At 37.8% G+C, this 15,395-nt stretch carries 16 protein-coding genes; 11 read left to right on the top strand and 5 right to left on the bottom strand.

Translation table 11 applies throughout. From position 1 onward, the window contains the following. Positions 1–3 precede the first annotated feature (3 nt). The 11 genes from G466_RS0119130 to G466_RS0119080 all read left to right on the top strand — a co-directional run bounded on the left by G466_RS0119130 (position 4) and on the right by G466_RS0119080 (position 10,392). Positions 4–1,338, top strand: coding sequence for a sigma-54-dependent transcriptional regulator (locus tag G466_RS0119130; protein ID WP_026815053.1), 1,335 nt, complete (start codon positions 4–6; stop codon positions 1,336–1,338). Between the two features lie 360 nt (positions 1,339–1,698). Further along, a complete protein-coding gene (locus G466_RS0119125) occupies positions 1,699–2,982 on the top strand; it encodes a Glu/Leu/Phe/Val family dehydrogenase (protein ID WP_026815052.1) in 1,284 nt (427 codons plus the stop codon). A 394-nt stretch (positions 2,983–3,376) separates the two neighbouring features. Beyond that, entirely contained in the window at positions 3,377–3,796 is a 420-nt protein-coding gene (locus G466_RS0119120) for a GreA/GreB family elongation factor (protein WP_026815051.1), read from the top strand. Positions 3,797–4,171: 375 nt separating this feature from the next. Beyond that, a complete protein-coding gene (locus G466_RS0119115) occupies positions 4,172–4,660 on the top strand; it encodes a lipocalin-like domain-containing protein (RefSeq protein ID WP_026815050.1) in 489 nt (162 codons plus the stop codon). A 4-nt stretch (positions 4,661–4,664) separates the two neighbouring features. Beyond that, a complete protein-coding gene (locus G466_RS0119110) occupies positions 4,665–5,357 on the top strand; it encodes an OmpA family protein (protein ID WP_026815049.1) in 693 nt (230 codons plus the stop codon). Between the two features lie 75 nt (positions 5,358–5,432). Then, the gene (locus G466_RS0119105; RefSeq protein WP_026815048.1) at positions 5,433–6,557 is read left to right on the top strand and encodes an NAD(P)/FAD-dependent oxidoreductase; all 1,125 of its coding nucleotides are present in this window, start codon (positions 5,433–5,435) and stop codon (positions 6,555–6,557) included. Beyond that, a complete protein-coding gene (locus G466_RS0119100) occupies positions 6,554–7,258 on the top strand; it encodes a methyltransferase domain-containing protein (protein WP_026815047.1) in 705 nt (234 codons plus the stop codon). Before G466_RS0119105 ends, G466_RS0119100 begins: the two co-directional genes overlap by 4 nt. A 13-nt stretch (positions 7,259–7,271) precedes the next feature. Continuing rightward, entirely contained in the window at positions 7,272–8,327 is a 1,056-nt protein-coding gene (locus G466_RS0119095; RefSeq protein WP_026815046.1) for a type III polyketide synthase, read from the top strand. A gap of 90 nt (positions 8,328–8,417) precedes the next feature. Further along, entirely contained in the window at positions 8,418–8,864 is a 447-nt protein-coding gene (locus tag G466_RS0119090; protein ID WP_026815045.1) for a 3-hydroxyacyl-ACP dehydratase FabZ family protein, read from the top strand. Then, positions 8,861–10,132: a beta-ketoacyl-[acyl-carrier-protein] synthase family protein gene (locus G466_RS0119085; RefSeq protein ID WP_034236236.1), complete on the top strand. Its 1,272-nt coding sequence runs from the start codon at positions 8,861–8,863 to the stop codon at positions 10,130–10,132. Before G466_RS0119090 ends, G466_RS0119085 begins: the two co-directional genes overlap by 4 nt. 2 nt (positions 10,133–10,134) lie before the next feature. After that, positions 10,135–10,392, top strand: a complete 258-nt coding sequence (locus G466_RS0119080) for an acyl carrier protein (protein WP_026815043.1) — start codon at positions 10,135–10,137, stop codon at positions 10,390–10,392. On the opposite strand, the gene G466_RS0119075 is transcribed toward G466_RS0119080, so the two are convergent. From G466_RS0119075 to G466_RS0119055, 5 genes are all read right to left on the bottom strand, one after another. Next, a complete protein-coding gene (locus G466_RS0119075; protein ID WP_026815042.1) occupies positions 10,393–11,346 on the bottom strand; it encodes a TerC family protein in 954 nt (317 codons plus the stop codon). A 428-nt stretch (positions 11,347–11,774) separates the two neighbouring features. Next, positions 11,775–12,074, bottom strand: a complete 300-nt coding sequence (hpf, locus tag G466_RS0119070; protein WP_026815041.1) for a ribosome hibernation-promoting factor, HPF/YfiA family — start codon at positions 12,072–12,074, stop codon at positions 11,775–11,777. A 103-nt stretch (positions 12,075–12,177) separates the two neighbouring features. Beyond that, positions 12,178–13,728 carry a M20/M25/M40 family metallo-hydrolase gene (locus tag G466_RS0119065; protein ID WP_026815040.1) on the bottom strand — a complete coding sequence of 517 codons (1,551 nt, stop codon included), beginning with the start codon at positions 13,726–13,728 and terminating at the stop codon, positions 12,178–12,180. A gap of 172 nt (positions 13,729–13,900) precedes the next feature. Beyond that, positions 13,901–14,164, bottom strand: a complete 264-nt coding sequence (locus G466_RS0119060) for a hypothetical protein (RefSeq protein WP_026815039.1) — start codon at positions 14,162–14,164, stop codon at positions 13,901–13,903. Beyond that, positions 14,161–15,177 (bottom strand): M4 family metallopeptidase, encoded by a 1,017-nt coding sequence (locus G466_RS0119055; RefSeq protein ID WP_026815038.1) that lies wholly within the window; start codon positions 15,175–15,177, stop codon positions 14,161–14,163. Before G466_RS0119055 ends, G466_RS0119060 begins: the two co-directional genes overlap by 4 nt. Positions 15,178–15,395 lie beyond the last annotated feature (218 nt).

Raw genomic sequence — 15,395 nt, 5'->3', positions numbered from 1 at the left:
TTGATGGGCCTTAAAAATGAAAATGTACTGATTGTTGATGATGATATAAATATCCTTGAACTTATATATAGGCACCTCCAATCCTTCAATTACCATTCATATAAGGCCGTTTCAGTTAAGGAGGCGTTAGCTATTTTAAAAGATTCAAGAATAGATTTGTTGATAACAGATTTAAAAATGCCCGATGTGGATGGGATGCAATTAATAAACTACGTTTCGGAACATTACCCTAAACTACCTAAACTTGTCGTTACGGGATATCCTTCCGTAGATGATGCCCTTAACGTATTAAAATCTGGTGCAATAGACTATTTGGTAAAACCTTTTACAAAAGAGGAGCTGAGACAGGCGGTAATGAAATCTTTTGCAGAAAACGAACAGTTATTAGCAAGTCCCATTGCTCAGACCAATAGTAAAAGTGGGGGTAATGAACAATACGGGGAGCTTATTGGGAGATCCAAGGCAATTAAAAGGGTTACTTCAATCATAGATCGAGTAAAAGACAATAAGGCAACTGTACTCATTAATGGGGAAAGCGGCACTGGAAAAGAGTTGGTTGCACGTTCCGTTCATTATATGGGTAAATTTTCCAGGGCGCCATTTATCGCTGTAAACTGCGGGGCTATACCAGAAAGCTTATTGGAAGCAGAATTATTCGGATATGCCAAAGGGGCATTTACAGGTGCGCAAGAGCAGCGGAGCGGATTATTTCAGGCGGCAGATAAAGGCACCCTTTTTTTGGATGAAGTAGGGAACGCCTCACCAGCGGTACAATCTAAATTGTTAAGGGCACTCCAAGAAAAGGAAGTCATAAAAGTGGGCTCGCAAAAAACAGAAAAGATAGACCTACGAGTCATTGCCGCTACTAATAGCGACCTTCTATCCATGGTGCAGAAAGGATTGTTTAGAGAGGACTTGTATTATAGATTAACGGTGGTGGAAATAAATGTTCCGCCCCTTAGAGAACGTAAGGAAGACCTAGTTCTCTTGGTAAATAAGTTCCTCACTAAATATGGGTTAGAGTATAAAGATCGCGTTGTTAGCATCACTGCTGATGCCTTAGACCTACTAATGCGGTACAATTGGCCCGGTAATATAAGGGAGTTGGAAAACGTTATTCAAAGATCGGTGATCATGTGCGATAAGCAGATAGGACTGGAGAATCTACCCGATAATTTAAAGGTTAAGATAAATTTTTCAGACGATCGCCTGTTGCCACTGAGGGAAATAGAAAAACAATATATTCTAAAAGTGTTGGAAGCTACAGGAAATAATAAATCCAGAGCCGCTGAAATCTTACAAATAGACCGAAAAACTTTACGCCAAAAAATTCAGTAAACTATAATTTTAACGTTGAGTAATTTCTCCCCAATGGGGAAATTTTCCCTCATCGCTATGTGGCCAAATAAACATCTTCACATTTGCAATTCGCTCAAAACCAACGCTTTAAAACATCAAACCTATGTTCGAGTTTTTATTGGCATTAAAATTGACCATAATAGTTGATTGTAAATTAATGGAAATATCGGAATTGGTATTTGTTTTTTCTTAATTCGGAGGAATTCCAAACTTAAGTGATTTCTAAAATCAAAACCAAATCTGGAGTTGCAATAGATTTGAATTCTTCAATTCAGATATCTTGCCCATTAATCCCCACTTCATTTTAAAAAAGGAAGTAAGAACATTTTAAAACTATTTATGATAACTAATGTAAAGGAACGGCCGATTCATGGTATGTTGGAAAACGTAATGCGTCAATTTAACCATGCTGCGGATATAATTAATCTTAACAGTAATATTAGAAAGATCCTTAGTATTACCAATAATGAACTAATAATTCATTTCCCGGTAAAAATGGACAATGGCGAAATTGAGGTGTTCACCGGATACAGGGTTCAGCATAACAATGCCTTGGGTCCGTATAAGGGCGGATTGAGATATCATCCAACAGTGGATATAGAAACTGCTAAGGCGCTTGCTATGTGGATGACTTGGAAAACAGCCTTAGTTGGTTTGCCGTATGGTGGTGCCAAAGGAGGATTGAAGATAGATCCATCAAAATATTCAACCTCAGAATTGGAAAGGATTACTAGAAGGTTTACCTATGCCCTAGGAGACAATATAGGTCCCGAACACGATATTCCTGCTCCAGATGTCAACACCAATGCTCAGACTATGGCCTGGATTTTAGATACCTATATGACAACCAAACCGCCAACGGAAAGAGCTAAGAACAGACATGTGGTAACAGGAAAACCATTAGGCTCGGGAGGATCTGAAGGAAGAGATAGGGCTACTGGTTACGGTGTTTTCCTAAACATTAAATTCTGGGCTGAAAGAAAAAGTATGATTCTTAAAGATAAAAGGTTTATTGTACAAGGTTTTGGAAATGTAGGCTACTGGGCAGCTCACTTCTTAGAGAATGAAGGTGCTAAATTGGTAGGGGTTCAGGATGCTTATGGAAGTATTGCAAATGATAATGGTATAGATGTAGAGAAGTTGTTCAACTATATGCAACAGAATAAAAATAGTATCTTAAATTACCCTGATGCAGCAGCATTGGATAAAGATCTCTTTTTTGAATTGGACTGTGATATTTGTATTCCAGCGGCTTTAGGAAACCAAATTACCGCTGCTAATGCGGGAAAGATAAAAGCGTTCCTTATTGCAGAAGGAGCTAATGGACCAACTGATGTAGAGGGGGAAGAAATCCTATTAAACCGAGGTATTGGTGTTATCCCGGATATATTATGTAATTCGGGCGGTGTAATGGCCAGTTATTATGAGTGGTTGCAAAATAGAAATGGAGAGTATTGGCAATTGGATGAGGTAATGGCAAAGTTGGATAAGAAAATGAAGGAGGTCTTTGATAAGGTTTATGATATGGGCCAGGAAAGGGAAGGTGATATGAGAACCGCTGCCTTCATGATTGCAATCGAAAGAATAGAAAGAGCATATCTACAAAGAGGGATATTCCCATAAATAATAATTTTTCAAATAGACTATATCCTGCTAACTATGGAGATATATTTAGATTAAGTGCGGTACCAATTTCGAGGGTTTAGAATAACCACCTAGCTCAAAACCGTTTAAGATTATCGGGAATCTATTTTGTCCCAGATGTGTCAATGATGTCGAAGGCAAAACAGGATTTTCTTGGTATAACGTATTAATCAATTATCTCAGGGCTGGCCCATGAGGCATCGGAAGGAAACTACCGATAATATTTCGATGACTGCCTGAACGTCAAGTGCAGGCAAGAGTCAGAGTATTCATATCACACTTAGTGAGTAAAACAAGCTCCCCATGGGGAGGTAAATTAGGGAGCTCCGAGGCATAGCTGTCGGGGAATTATTTAGCTAAAAATTAAAGTATTATGAAGTACGGAAATCTAGTTTTAGAAAAAAAGGAATTCGTTTTATTAAAGCGATTGTTGAATGTTTCAGGATTTTATACTGATAACACTTACAAAAATTCGATACAAAAACTAACTGAGGAATTAAAATCGGCTATTGTTTATAATGAAGAAGAGATGCCTAAAGATGTAATTAGGTTTAACTCCCTAGTTACTATCGAAGGGAAAAATGGATTTACCAATAAATTTCAATTAGTAATTCCCTCGGAAGGGGATTTTAAAAAGAGTAAGATTTCCATCTTAACCCCAATGGGAGCAGCGGTTATTGGATATGCCAAAGGAGATGATATTGAATGGGAATTTAGAAACGGACTGCAGACATTGAAGGTTGCGGAAGTAAAACAACAGCCTAATGAGATTAATTCAGACGTCCTGCTCTAAGGTGAAAATTAGAGTGATTACTTTAACTAATTAAGTTAATAATAGGTATACGTACAAGGAATATATAGTCTCTAATATCACAGATTTACTGTTTTTACTCAAAGGGGGAAGCTAAGCTTCTCCCTTTTTTTTTAGATTTACTTTTTGCCCAAAACTTCCAAATAAATGCCAATTTTTCATCTTCCAGCGTTAATAATAATCGTAATGAAGCATGTCATTCCATCACAGGCACGTTAATTTTGAAAAAGTTGAATTCATAATGAATTCCAACAGAAGTGGTTAGTAATTAATAGTTGATATATTATTTTTTTGGGCATACTTTTTGTCCACTCACTGCGTATATATATTGTGATAAAAATTTAAACACTAAAAATTATGCATGCAAAGAAGTCATTGTTTGTGCTATTATTGGCCGTAGGATTGTTGTCTTCCTGTTCGGTGTCCAAATCCGCAATGAAGGATAGAAAAACTATTGATGGGTATTGGCTGTTAAAAAGTGTGACCTACACTGGTGCTCAAGGCAACTTTAAATCTCAATTGTTTAACGATGCGCCTTCAAACTGTTTTGAGGGCAGTAGTTGGTACTTTAGAAACAACAATAGTACAGGAAGCTATGTTTTGGCAAATAGTGCTGATTGCGGACCAGAAGAGCGTTTTATCCGATGGTCCATCTTGGAAAGAGATGGAATGAACTCCCAACTTCAGTTTAAATTTGTAGATGACAGATACAAAGATATTTCTGGTAGTCAGGGATACAGGTTAGACATCGCTTCGTTGAGCGAGTCCCGTATGAGACTTGAGTCAAAAGTATCGGTAGAGGGAACACCCGTAACCGTAGTTTATGAATTTATAAAAAACGAATAATAAAATGAGAAAGATATTTGTAAGTAGTTTATCCATTTTAATGATAATGGCTACCATCACTAGTTGTACTGCCATTAAGAATACCAATCATAAACAAAGAGGTGCTGCTGGTGGAGCTGCCGGTGGTGCGGTCATTGGAGGTGTTATTGGTAATAATGTAGGCAAGGGAAATAACACTGCCCTTGGAGCTATTATTGGCGCTGTTGTTGGTGGTGTTGCAGGTGGGTATATAGGCGATAGAATGGACCGACAAGCAGAACGTATCGAGGAAGAAATTCCAGGTGCAGAAGTTACCCGTGTAGGAGAGGGTATCAATGTTACTTTTAATGAGGATGCCGGAGTTTATTTTGATACCAATAAATCTGCTGTTAAGGGGGCTTCTGCTACCACTTTGAACAAGTTGGCAGGAGTGCTGTTAGAATACCCAGATTCTAATATTTTGGTAGAAGGACATACAGATAGTGCCGGTGCCGCTGATTATAATATGAATCTCTCCAAACAACGTGCGGAGTCGGTTACAGATTATTTGGTATCAAAAGGTGTTTCAAGAGACCGATTGACCACAAAGTGGTATGGGTTGACCCAACCTAAAGCAGATAATTCAACTGTAGAAGGCAAAGCAAAAAATCGTAGAGTGGAATTGGCAATTATAGCTAACGAGGCACTTAAGGAGGAAGCTCGTAGACAGACCAATTAATTAAAAATCATTTAATTAGTAAGAACCCGCCGAAAATCGTCGGGTTCTTTTGTTTTTATTCTGTACCTTTTTACAATGAATGATTATGATGTAATTGTCATTGGAGGTGGACTGGCAGGATTGACCACTGCACTTCATTTAAGCAAATATCATTATACTATTGCTGTTTTTGAACGTCTGGAATATCCCCATCATAAGGTCTGCGGAGAATATGTTTCCATGGAAATAGTTCCCTATTTGGAAAGTTTGGGGGTTTCCTTGCCTAAGAATATTCAGATAAACAAAATGCTACTGAGTACGGTAAATGGCAACTCCATTAGTGCAAATTTACCGTTGGGCGGACTCGGGATAAGTAGATATGCATTAGATTATGCGCTTTATAAAAAGGCCATATTACAAGACATTACAATTATTTCAGAACACGTAACCTCAATAAGGTTTGAAGACCATGTTTTTAACGTTTCCGATACCAATGGGGTTAATTACACTTCTAAATTTGTTGTAGGTGCCTATGGAAAACGAGAAGCCTTAGATAAAAAGCTCAATCGCGGATTTATTAATAGGAAATCGCCCTGGATAGGTGTTAAAGCCCATTATCAGTTAGATACCTTTCCAGATAACATGGTAGAACTCCACAATTTTAGGGGAGGCTATGGAGGTCTTTCAAAAACCGAATCTGGAGCTGTTAATTTCTGTTATCTGGTTTCTTATACTAGTTTTAAAAAGGAAAAAAACATGGAGCGCTTTCACCAAAATGTGCTATCCAAAAACCCTTACTTAAATAAGTTCTTAAATGAGTCACAAATGCTATTTGAAAAACCATTGAGCATAGCACAGATATCTTTTGGCAAAAAGAGTACAGTTGAGAATCATGTGTTAATGTGTGGTGATACTGCCGGACTTATACATCCTTTTTGTGGTAACGGTATGGCAATGGCGGTTCATAGTGCTAAAATGGTAGCTGAATTAATCCATCACTATTTTACTAAGCCAAATTACAAGCGCCATCAATTAGAGAAAGATTATAATACGCAATGGCATAGGACATTTGGGAAGAGAATATGGGTGGGGAAACAATTGCAGGGGATATTATTGAATGAAACTATTTCCCACTCGGCAATGCAGTTAATTAACAATTCTCCTTATCTTGTTAGTAGGTTGATCACAGCAACCCATGGAAGACCAATCGATCCGTTATGAATTTTACCCAGCGTTGTACAGAAAGCGAGATAATGGACGATCCAAATTTGGATGCCGGCTCATTAAAAAAAGTATTGCTAGATATTAATAAGGTCAATAAAATATTAAACGGCTTTCCCATCACCCTGAATGCAATTAAAAAACTAATAAAAAATAATCCTAAAAAAAGTTATACCATAATAGATCTTGGGTGCGGGGATGGGCATATGCTGCGGGAAGTGGCTAATTATTTTAAATCAACTGGGATTGAAGTAAATCTAGTAGGTGTAGACCTTAATGAGAAGGCCTTGGGCATCGCAAGAATAAATTCTATAAATCATCGCAATATCACCTATTTGCAAAGGGACGTTTTATTAATGGATCCAAATGAATTACAATGTGATATTATATTGTGTACCCTTACCATGCACCATTTTAAAAACGAGGAGATTCCAGAGTTTTTACGGAAAGCTATTTCATGTGCGTGTATAGGGATCATTATAAACGACTTGCAAAGAAGCAAGATTGCATATTATCTATTTCAGGTTTATAGTGTTATTTTTATGCAAACAAAGATAGCAAAATACGATGGTCTAGTTTCTATAAAAAGTGCATTCACCAAGGGCGAATTACAAGAACTTTCCAAACTGTTCCCTGAGGCAAACCATGAGCTAAATTGGAAATGGGCGTTCAGGTACCTTTGGATAATTAGATTAAAATAAGAACAACCAAATTATGGCTGAAACCAGAATAGTAGCCGTTACCACAGCTTTACCTGCTTACAGTAGGGAAACCAAGGATATATTGCCCTTGGTAAATAATTGGTTACATGGACAAGAGGATCGATTTAAAAGAAAGATTGTAAAAATTTTTGAGGGAGCAGCTGTAGATAAACGGTATAGCATAATGAGTCCGGAAGAGGTGTTTACGACCACTTCTTTTGAAGATAAGAACAATATATATGTCCGTGAAGTAAAAAAATTGGGAAGTAAAGTGCTCCAAAAGGCACTGGCCAAGAGCAATTGGGAGGCTAATAGTATCGATTATATTATAACAGTCAGTTGCACAGGTATTATGATTCCGTCATTAGATGCTTACCTAATAAACGTGCTCTCCATTAGAAGTAATGTGGTTCGTTTACCAGTAACGGAAATGGGTTGTGCGGCTGGAATTTCTGGATTGATCTATGCCCGTAATTTCTTAAAGTCCAACCCAGGTAAAAGGGCTGCCATTGTAGCAGTGGAAAGTCCGACTGCCACATTCCAACTTTCAGATTATTCCATGGCAAACATGGTTAGTGCAGCAATTTTTGGGGATGGTGCCGCTTGTGTATTGCTGTCTTCTGAAGAAAATGCGGTAGGACCTAGGATACTAGGCGAGGGAATGTATCATTTTACCGATACCACTCAATTAATGGGATTTGACCTTACCAATTCCGGTTTAAAAATGATATTAGATCCTGCCGTACCAGAAACTATTGCCCACCATTTCCCAGATATTATTCATCCGTTTTTAAGTGAATTGGGCAGCAATATTGAAAACGTCGAGCATTTAATTTTTCATCCAGGAGGAAAAAAAATTGTGGAGACTGTAGAGCAGTTGTTCGGTAAAATGGGAAAGAATATAGATGATACCAGAGAAACCCTTCGGTTGTATGGTAATATGAGTAGTGCCACGGTTCTATACGTTTTGGAGCGGTTCATGGAAAGAGATATTCCTATAGGTGACCAAGGACTCATGCTGAGTTTTGGCCCTGGATTTTCGGCACAACGGGTACTTATTGAATGGTAGGACTTTTTAAATTAGAACTACCCTTAAAACAGACCTCCTGTTAGATGTAGAGGGGCATACTGTAGGAATTTAAGTGAAACAAGATAGAAAATGAATTTACAGCACCTCATAGCGAGACTCCCTTATTCTAAGCCATTTTTATTTGTAGACTCGCTTTTAGAAATCAATGAAAATTACGTGGAAGGATCCTATACGTTTAAAGAGAATGAATATTTTTACAAAGGTCATTTTAAAAACCATCCAATTACACCCGGAGTAATTTTAGTTGAATGTTGTGCGCAGATTGGACTGGTGGCTTTGGGAATCTTTTTATTACAAAAAGAGGGGGCAAGTTTAGAAAATGTGAAAATAGCCATGAGCAGCAGCCAAATGGATTTCTATTTGCCTGTATATCCTTTAGAATTTGTTACCGTAAAATCCGAAAAAATTTACTTCCGATTCCAAAAATTAAAATGTGAGGTGAAAATGTATAATTCCCAAGGAAAATTAGTCTGTAAGGGAAGCTTGACGGGAATGCTTAAAAAAGATATATCATGAGAGTCGTAATTACGGGATTAGGAGTCTGCGCCCCCAATGGAGTAGGTCTTACCAATTTCACCCACAGCCTAAAATATGGTATATGCGGAATTAGCTTTCATCAAGAATTAGCAGATTTAGGATTTGGATGCCAAATTGCAGGAAAACCTGAAATTACTGATTTTGATATGGACAATAATTTTACGCCTTTAGAACGAAAAGGATTAAATAGCAGTGGTTTGGTTTATGGGTTTATCGCAGGAGCCGAGGCTTGGGCAGATGCCGGATTGAAGCCTATGGGAAAGGATAAACCGGATTGGGATAGTGGGGTTATTTTTGGAACTGGTATTTTAGGAACGGATAAATTTAGGGAATCTATACATCTTATAGATAGCAAGAAAACACGGCGATTGGGAAGTACTTCAGTAATGCAGACCATGGCGAGTGGCATTAGTGCTTACCTTGGTGGTAAATTAGGATTGGGAAACCAAATAACCACAAATTCATCGGCCTGCGCTACCGGTACAGAGGCTATTATCCTTGGAATGGAACGTATTAGGTCTCGTAAGGCCAAGATAATGTTAGTAGGGAGTTGTAGTGATAGTGGGCCTTATATATGGGGTGGTTTTGACGCCATGCGTATTCTACCTACACAATACAATAGCGATCCTTTAAGAGCAAGTAGGCCGATGAGTGCTACTGCTGCAGGATTTGTCCCTGGTAGCGGAGCTGGAGCATTGGTATTGGAATCTTTGGATCATGCCATGGCAAGAGGAGCTACCATTTATGCCGAGGTATTGGGCGGGGCTGTAAATAGTGGGGGTCAAAGAGGTAATGGAAGCATGACTGCACCCAATAGCGAAGGGGTCCAACGTTGTATTCAAGCGGCTCTTTCTGATGCCAATTTAAATAAAAATGAGATAGATGTAATTAACGGACACCTTACCGCAACCTCCAAAGATGCGGACGAAATTAGTAATTGGAGTAAAGCCCTAGGGCGATCGGGAAAAGACTTTCCCTATATTAATACGACCAAGTCCTTAGTAGGGCATTGTTTGGCGGCTTCGGGAAGTGTGGAGGCCGTGGCAAGCGTGTTACAGTTTAAAGAAGAAATGGTTTTTGGGAATAGTAATTGCGATGATTTACATCCAGAAATATTGAAAAGAGTGGATGTAACCAAAATTCCATTAAAAACTATTTCATATAACCCAAATATGATAGCTAAAGCTAGTTTTGGTTTTGGAGACGTTAATGCTTGTATTATATTTAAGGCTTATAAACCCGATTAATTATGACCAATCAATCCCATTACGAAACGCTAAAAGAGATCGTTAAAATATATCTGCCCGAAGATGTATCCATATCGGAAGTTACAGAAGAGAGTAATTTTATATCAGAGCTCAACATAAATTCCGCTAACTTGGTAGATATTATTTTGGACGTAGAAGATGCGTATGGAATAACCTTGGAAAATGAGGATATGGAGCAGATGAAAACAGTGAAAGATGCCCTAAGAATTGTGAACCAAAAATTGTTGGAGAAACAATAATTATACCTTCTCTTGATCTTTATTTCCCGGGATTAAGAGAGACGCGACTATGCCCCCAATTAATGAAACCGATATTACCGAAAGGGACACCCATTCTGGGATATCAATATAATGGGAGAATAGCATCTTTAATCCAACAAAGGCTAATATTATCACAAGACTATAGTTGATATATCTAAATTTTTCTAGCATTCTAGAAATAAGAAAGTACATGGATCTTAGACCTAAAATGGCAAAAATGTTGGAACTAAATACAATAAATGGATCGGCCGTAATGGCTAGTATAGCTGGTATACTATCCAATGCAAATAGAACATCCGTCAACTCAATAATTACCAAGGCCACAAATAGGGGAGTGGCCGCCTTTATTCCCATCCGTTTTATAAAAAACTTGTGTCCATCAATTTTGGAAGTAATTGGATAAATCTTTTTAATCTGTTTAAAGATGAAGGACGATTTTGGATCGAACTTACTATCATCGGATCGCAACATTTTAAATGCGGTATATAATAGAAAAACACCAAAAACATAAATGATCCATTCAAATTTTGTGATTAAGGCTACACCAAAAACAATCATTAACGCCCTAAATACGATAGCGCCTAATATCCCCCAAAATAATACTCGATGTTGATACAAGGCTGGAATCTTAAAAGAAGCGAATATTACGGCAATCACAAATACGTTATCTATACTTAAGGAGAGCTCAATTAAATAGCCAGTAATATATTTTAAAACGGCTGAATTGGGGGTTAGACCAGTAGGATTTGCAATCGTTCCAGTGTTAAATAACCAATAGATTACCCCACTAAAACTAAAAGCTACAATAACCCAAATAGCAGTCCATATCCCTGCTTCCTTAGACTTTATTACATGGTCGTTTTTATGAAAAACCCCTAAATCTAGGGCTAGAAAAATAATTATAAGACCAATAAAAGCACCCCAAACCAACATAGTTTCATATAATTTATATACACAAATGTAGTTATCATTTTAATTCAAACTACAATTAAATAAACTTCGCTTAAAATATTTTTCGAGCCGCTATTTCTTTTAAAAAATCACAACTTTAGCGGATTGTGAGAAACCTATCATAATTAATAACACGTCTATATATTGCTTACTATTTACAGAAAGATAGGTTGAAATGGAAAGGAAATGCCTTATTTTATTTTCTGGTGGGCAGAAGGAATAATCAGTTGAATTAATAAAACAAGTCGATAAAAAAATACCCCGAAAACGACTGATTCTGTTTTCAGGGTATTTGTAATTTAAAATTTATTTTCTCCGACGTTTGCCTTCCTGTTCCTTTCAGGAGTGGGTCGAAATGTCATCGGTAGATGCTGGCCGATGCCTCAAGGTCATTCCATGAGGGAAATGATTTAATGTGATTTAAGTTTGCCTTTTCTTTTTTCCAATTGCCTTTCTAAATCCTCAATGGATTCCACTATGGACATTTCAAATTTGTTGCTATTGGTTTCGGTGAACAGTAATGGTCCTGGGGCACTTAGTTTAATACTACATATAAAACCCTTATTTGAGGCATTGTTTTCCTTTTTCAGGAAAACATCGGCACGCACAATAAAATCATATTTATCCTCTAATTTTTCTAGTTTTTTAGTTGCTAGCTCCTCTAAGCGAGCGCTAGCTTTTACATCAACATACTCAAAATTGATATTCATATATATCTAGTTTAATAATTAGTCACTTTAAATTTTATCCTCTAATTCTAAATTAAGATAGTCTTTATTTTTATCAAACCAAAGGAAAACTAATTGTAAGATTTTACAACCCTCCCTTTCTGGTAGGGGAACGTTGTTCTGGCCAGGATCTTTGTATTCCAGTTTCAAAATTGGTTGGTAAAACTATTTTCTCCCTAGATGTGGTGTTAGGGTCTTCACTTGCCATATAGGCTAAGATTGCTGTTAGGATTGCATTGCTTCTAACATCATCAAAAACAACTTTATCATAAGTGTCCAAATTGGTATGCCAGGTATAGTTCCAATATGACCAGTTTAACGCAGTAAGGTTAAAGGCAGGAGCACCAGCAGCAACAAAGGAAGCATTATCCGATCCACCAGTAGCTGGTGAGCCAGGGAAATTGGTCTCTATAGGGTCTGTTATTTCTTTTGGGACTGCAGACAACCATCTCGTTAGATAATCATACGAATTTAAGAATCCGGCACCGTTCATGTTCACTACTCTACCAGTTCCGTTATCTTGGTTAAAAACGGCTTGTATATTATTCACAATTTCGGGATGGTCTTCAACAAACGCTCTAGAGCCGTTAAGACCTTGTTCTTCACTTCCCCAATGCCCAACAAGAATAGTTCTTTTAGGGTTAGGGTATATTTTCTTAAGGATTCTCATGGCTTCCATCATTACTAATGTCCCCGTTCCATTATCAGTGGCTCCAGTACCGCCATCCCAAGAATCGAAATGAGCCGATAATATTACGTACTCCTCTGGTTTTTCACTACCTTTAATAGTGGCTATCGTGTTAAATGCAGGTACGGTTCCCAACTCCTTAGACTCGGCAACTATTTTTATTTTTGGCTTACTGCCATACTCCACTAAACGGTATAACATGGTATAATCTTCTAAAGACAGATCTACCGTTGGAATCTTCTTAGTGCTGGCACTAAAGATTTTATTAGCACCAAAACCTTTAGACCAATAGGAAGTAACTATTCCCAAGGCGCCTGCCTTTTCTAAGGCTTCTGGGAGAGTACGTCTGTCGTAGCCAATTCGCCTCATATTTTCCCTCCATTCTTCTTCTTGAACCTGCCGGTCATTTTTCATTTTTTCGGAAGAATCTTTAGTTGCAAACTCCTCCCAGTTATAATCGGGACGGCCTGTAGGTTCTTTCATACTGATCATTACCAGCTTTCCCTTTACACTAGGAAGCCATTGCTCAAATTGAGCGGAATTTTCTACTGTAGGCAATACTACCAGTTCTCCAGTAACCCCTTTTTTTCCAGTACTTGGACTCCAGGCAAGCTGAGTGCCATTTAGACTTTGTATTCTGGGATGAACCATGTCTATATGGGTGATTCCCCTGTCCCATCCGCGCCATTCTCCCCATTGCTCATTCTCGGCAGGAATGCCCCATTCTTTATATTTGGCAATTGCCCAATCCCCAGCTTGCTCCATTTGTGGGGTTCCCACCAATCTGGGACCAATGACATCCAACATTTCGTGAGCCAAGGTTTCCAATTGGGAGTTTTCGTTGGCCTCCTTCACCATACTTTGGATCAGTTGTTTGTCTACTTGTGCAATTGCAAACTGGCCTATAGCTAGACCAACAATGGTTAGTAATGATGTAATTCTTTTCATTTTCAAAGTTTTAATTGTTTTTGAGTTAATAAATATAATAATGCCCGGTGAATAGTAATTATCATCGGGCATTTAGTAATTCGTTTTATCAAAGAATAATTAATCTGAGTTTATAAGTCACCTATAAGCAGCCTCTTATAAACGGTAGCATTTAAATGCGTTTAACGTACAATTATTTTTTAATAATCGATTCGATAAACATACGAACTTCTTTAGGAATATTGAACTCATCAAACTCAAAATTATATACTATTTCGTGGTCTGTAAGTTTTAATTTGTAGTTAAAACCGTCTCTTGTCTTGGTGTTTTCATCAGCAAAGGTTTTTTGAAGACTTAGGAGCAATTTGGTTTTCTCCTCGTTGTTTAGCGATTGCTCTCCCTTATACGTTTTGGGAATCCCAGTGAACCCACCTTCTATATTGATCTCATATTTCATACGGCAGGGTTATTTATACCTACCATGGAAAAACTTTCCAAAATAGCGTTGTCTGCGGTGTCACAAACTTTCCCTTCTTCCATAAGTTCATTCGCAACCTTAGTGATTACTTCCAACATATCTCTGAAGTCTGCGGTTCGCCATAATTGGTTCAGGGTTTGGAACCAAATAAGGGCACAGTCGTCAATTCCAATGGCCATACAGCTCAAATAAAATGCTCTATTGGGGATACCTGAATTTATATGTACACCATAATTATCGGAAGATCCTGTATAATAATTGTCCATGTGATCGGGCTGGCTATCAAACTCGTTTGCAGTTCCGGGCGCACTCATGGATCTTATGGCTTTACCGGGAAACCCTTCTGCTACTACCGTGTCACCTATAAGCCAATTGGCCTCTGAAATATCTTGAGCTAAAAATTTTTGCTTTATAATAGTCGCAAATACATCGGAAAAATGTTCGTTCAAGGCTCCCGGTTGTCCTTTATATTCTAAATTTCCCAGAAATTGTGTTATACCATGAGTGAGTTCATGCGCAACAACATCTATTCCTGCTGCAAAATTAGAAAACTGAACATCATCACCATCCCCATAAGTTATTTCGTCCCCGTCCCAAAACGCATTGTTATATGCCTTACCATAATGAACATTAGATATAATAGGCATGCCTTTACCGTCTAAGGAATTCAATTGAAAAGTTTCTTTAAAATAATTCCTAACATAACCAGAATAATCATAAGCAAGATTAGCTGTAGCGTCCGCCACTTTATCCTCCCCTTCACTTCTAGCTTTTTTAACCTTTTGCCGGTATTCGTTTAAACAATCGTAAACAATACGATTTCCAGTGCCCACTTCGTCGGTACGTTGAAGTAAATTATTTAAGGCAATGTTCCTACTTTTAGCTATGCGTTGCGTTTCTATGAGGGTACGCTTACAACTATTGCTGCCTTGTTTGGCCAGCTGTTCTAAAATATAGGGAGGTACTATAGAACATTGAAATTTATGGCACATAACTTATGGATTTAAGATTATTACTACAATTTAACCATCATTTTACTTCGACCCAACTTTTTCTTACTCTTTTGTCTGTTTTCCGGATTTTAACCAAAAGTTCAGAAACAATTTCTAAGGAAAATAAGGTAGAAGAGGGGCCATTTGGTATTCATTTCTGATTTTTGCAGTTACTTTTTGAAAGTTTTAAGCTCTCTAAAGTGAAATTTCAGGGAGTT

The organism is Arenibacter certesii DSM 19833 (genome assembly GCF_000429545.1).
Lineage (GTDB): Bacteria > Bacteroidota > Bacteroidia > Flavobacteriales > Flavobacteriaceae > Arenibacter > Arenibacter certesii.
This window is presented reverse-complemented; position numbering and strand designations above follow the sequence as displayed.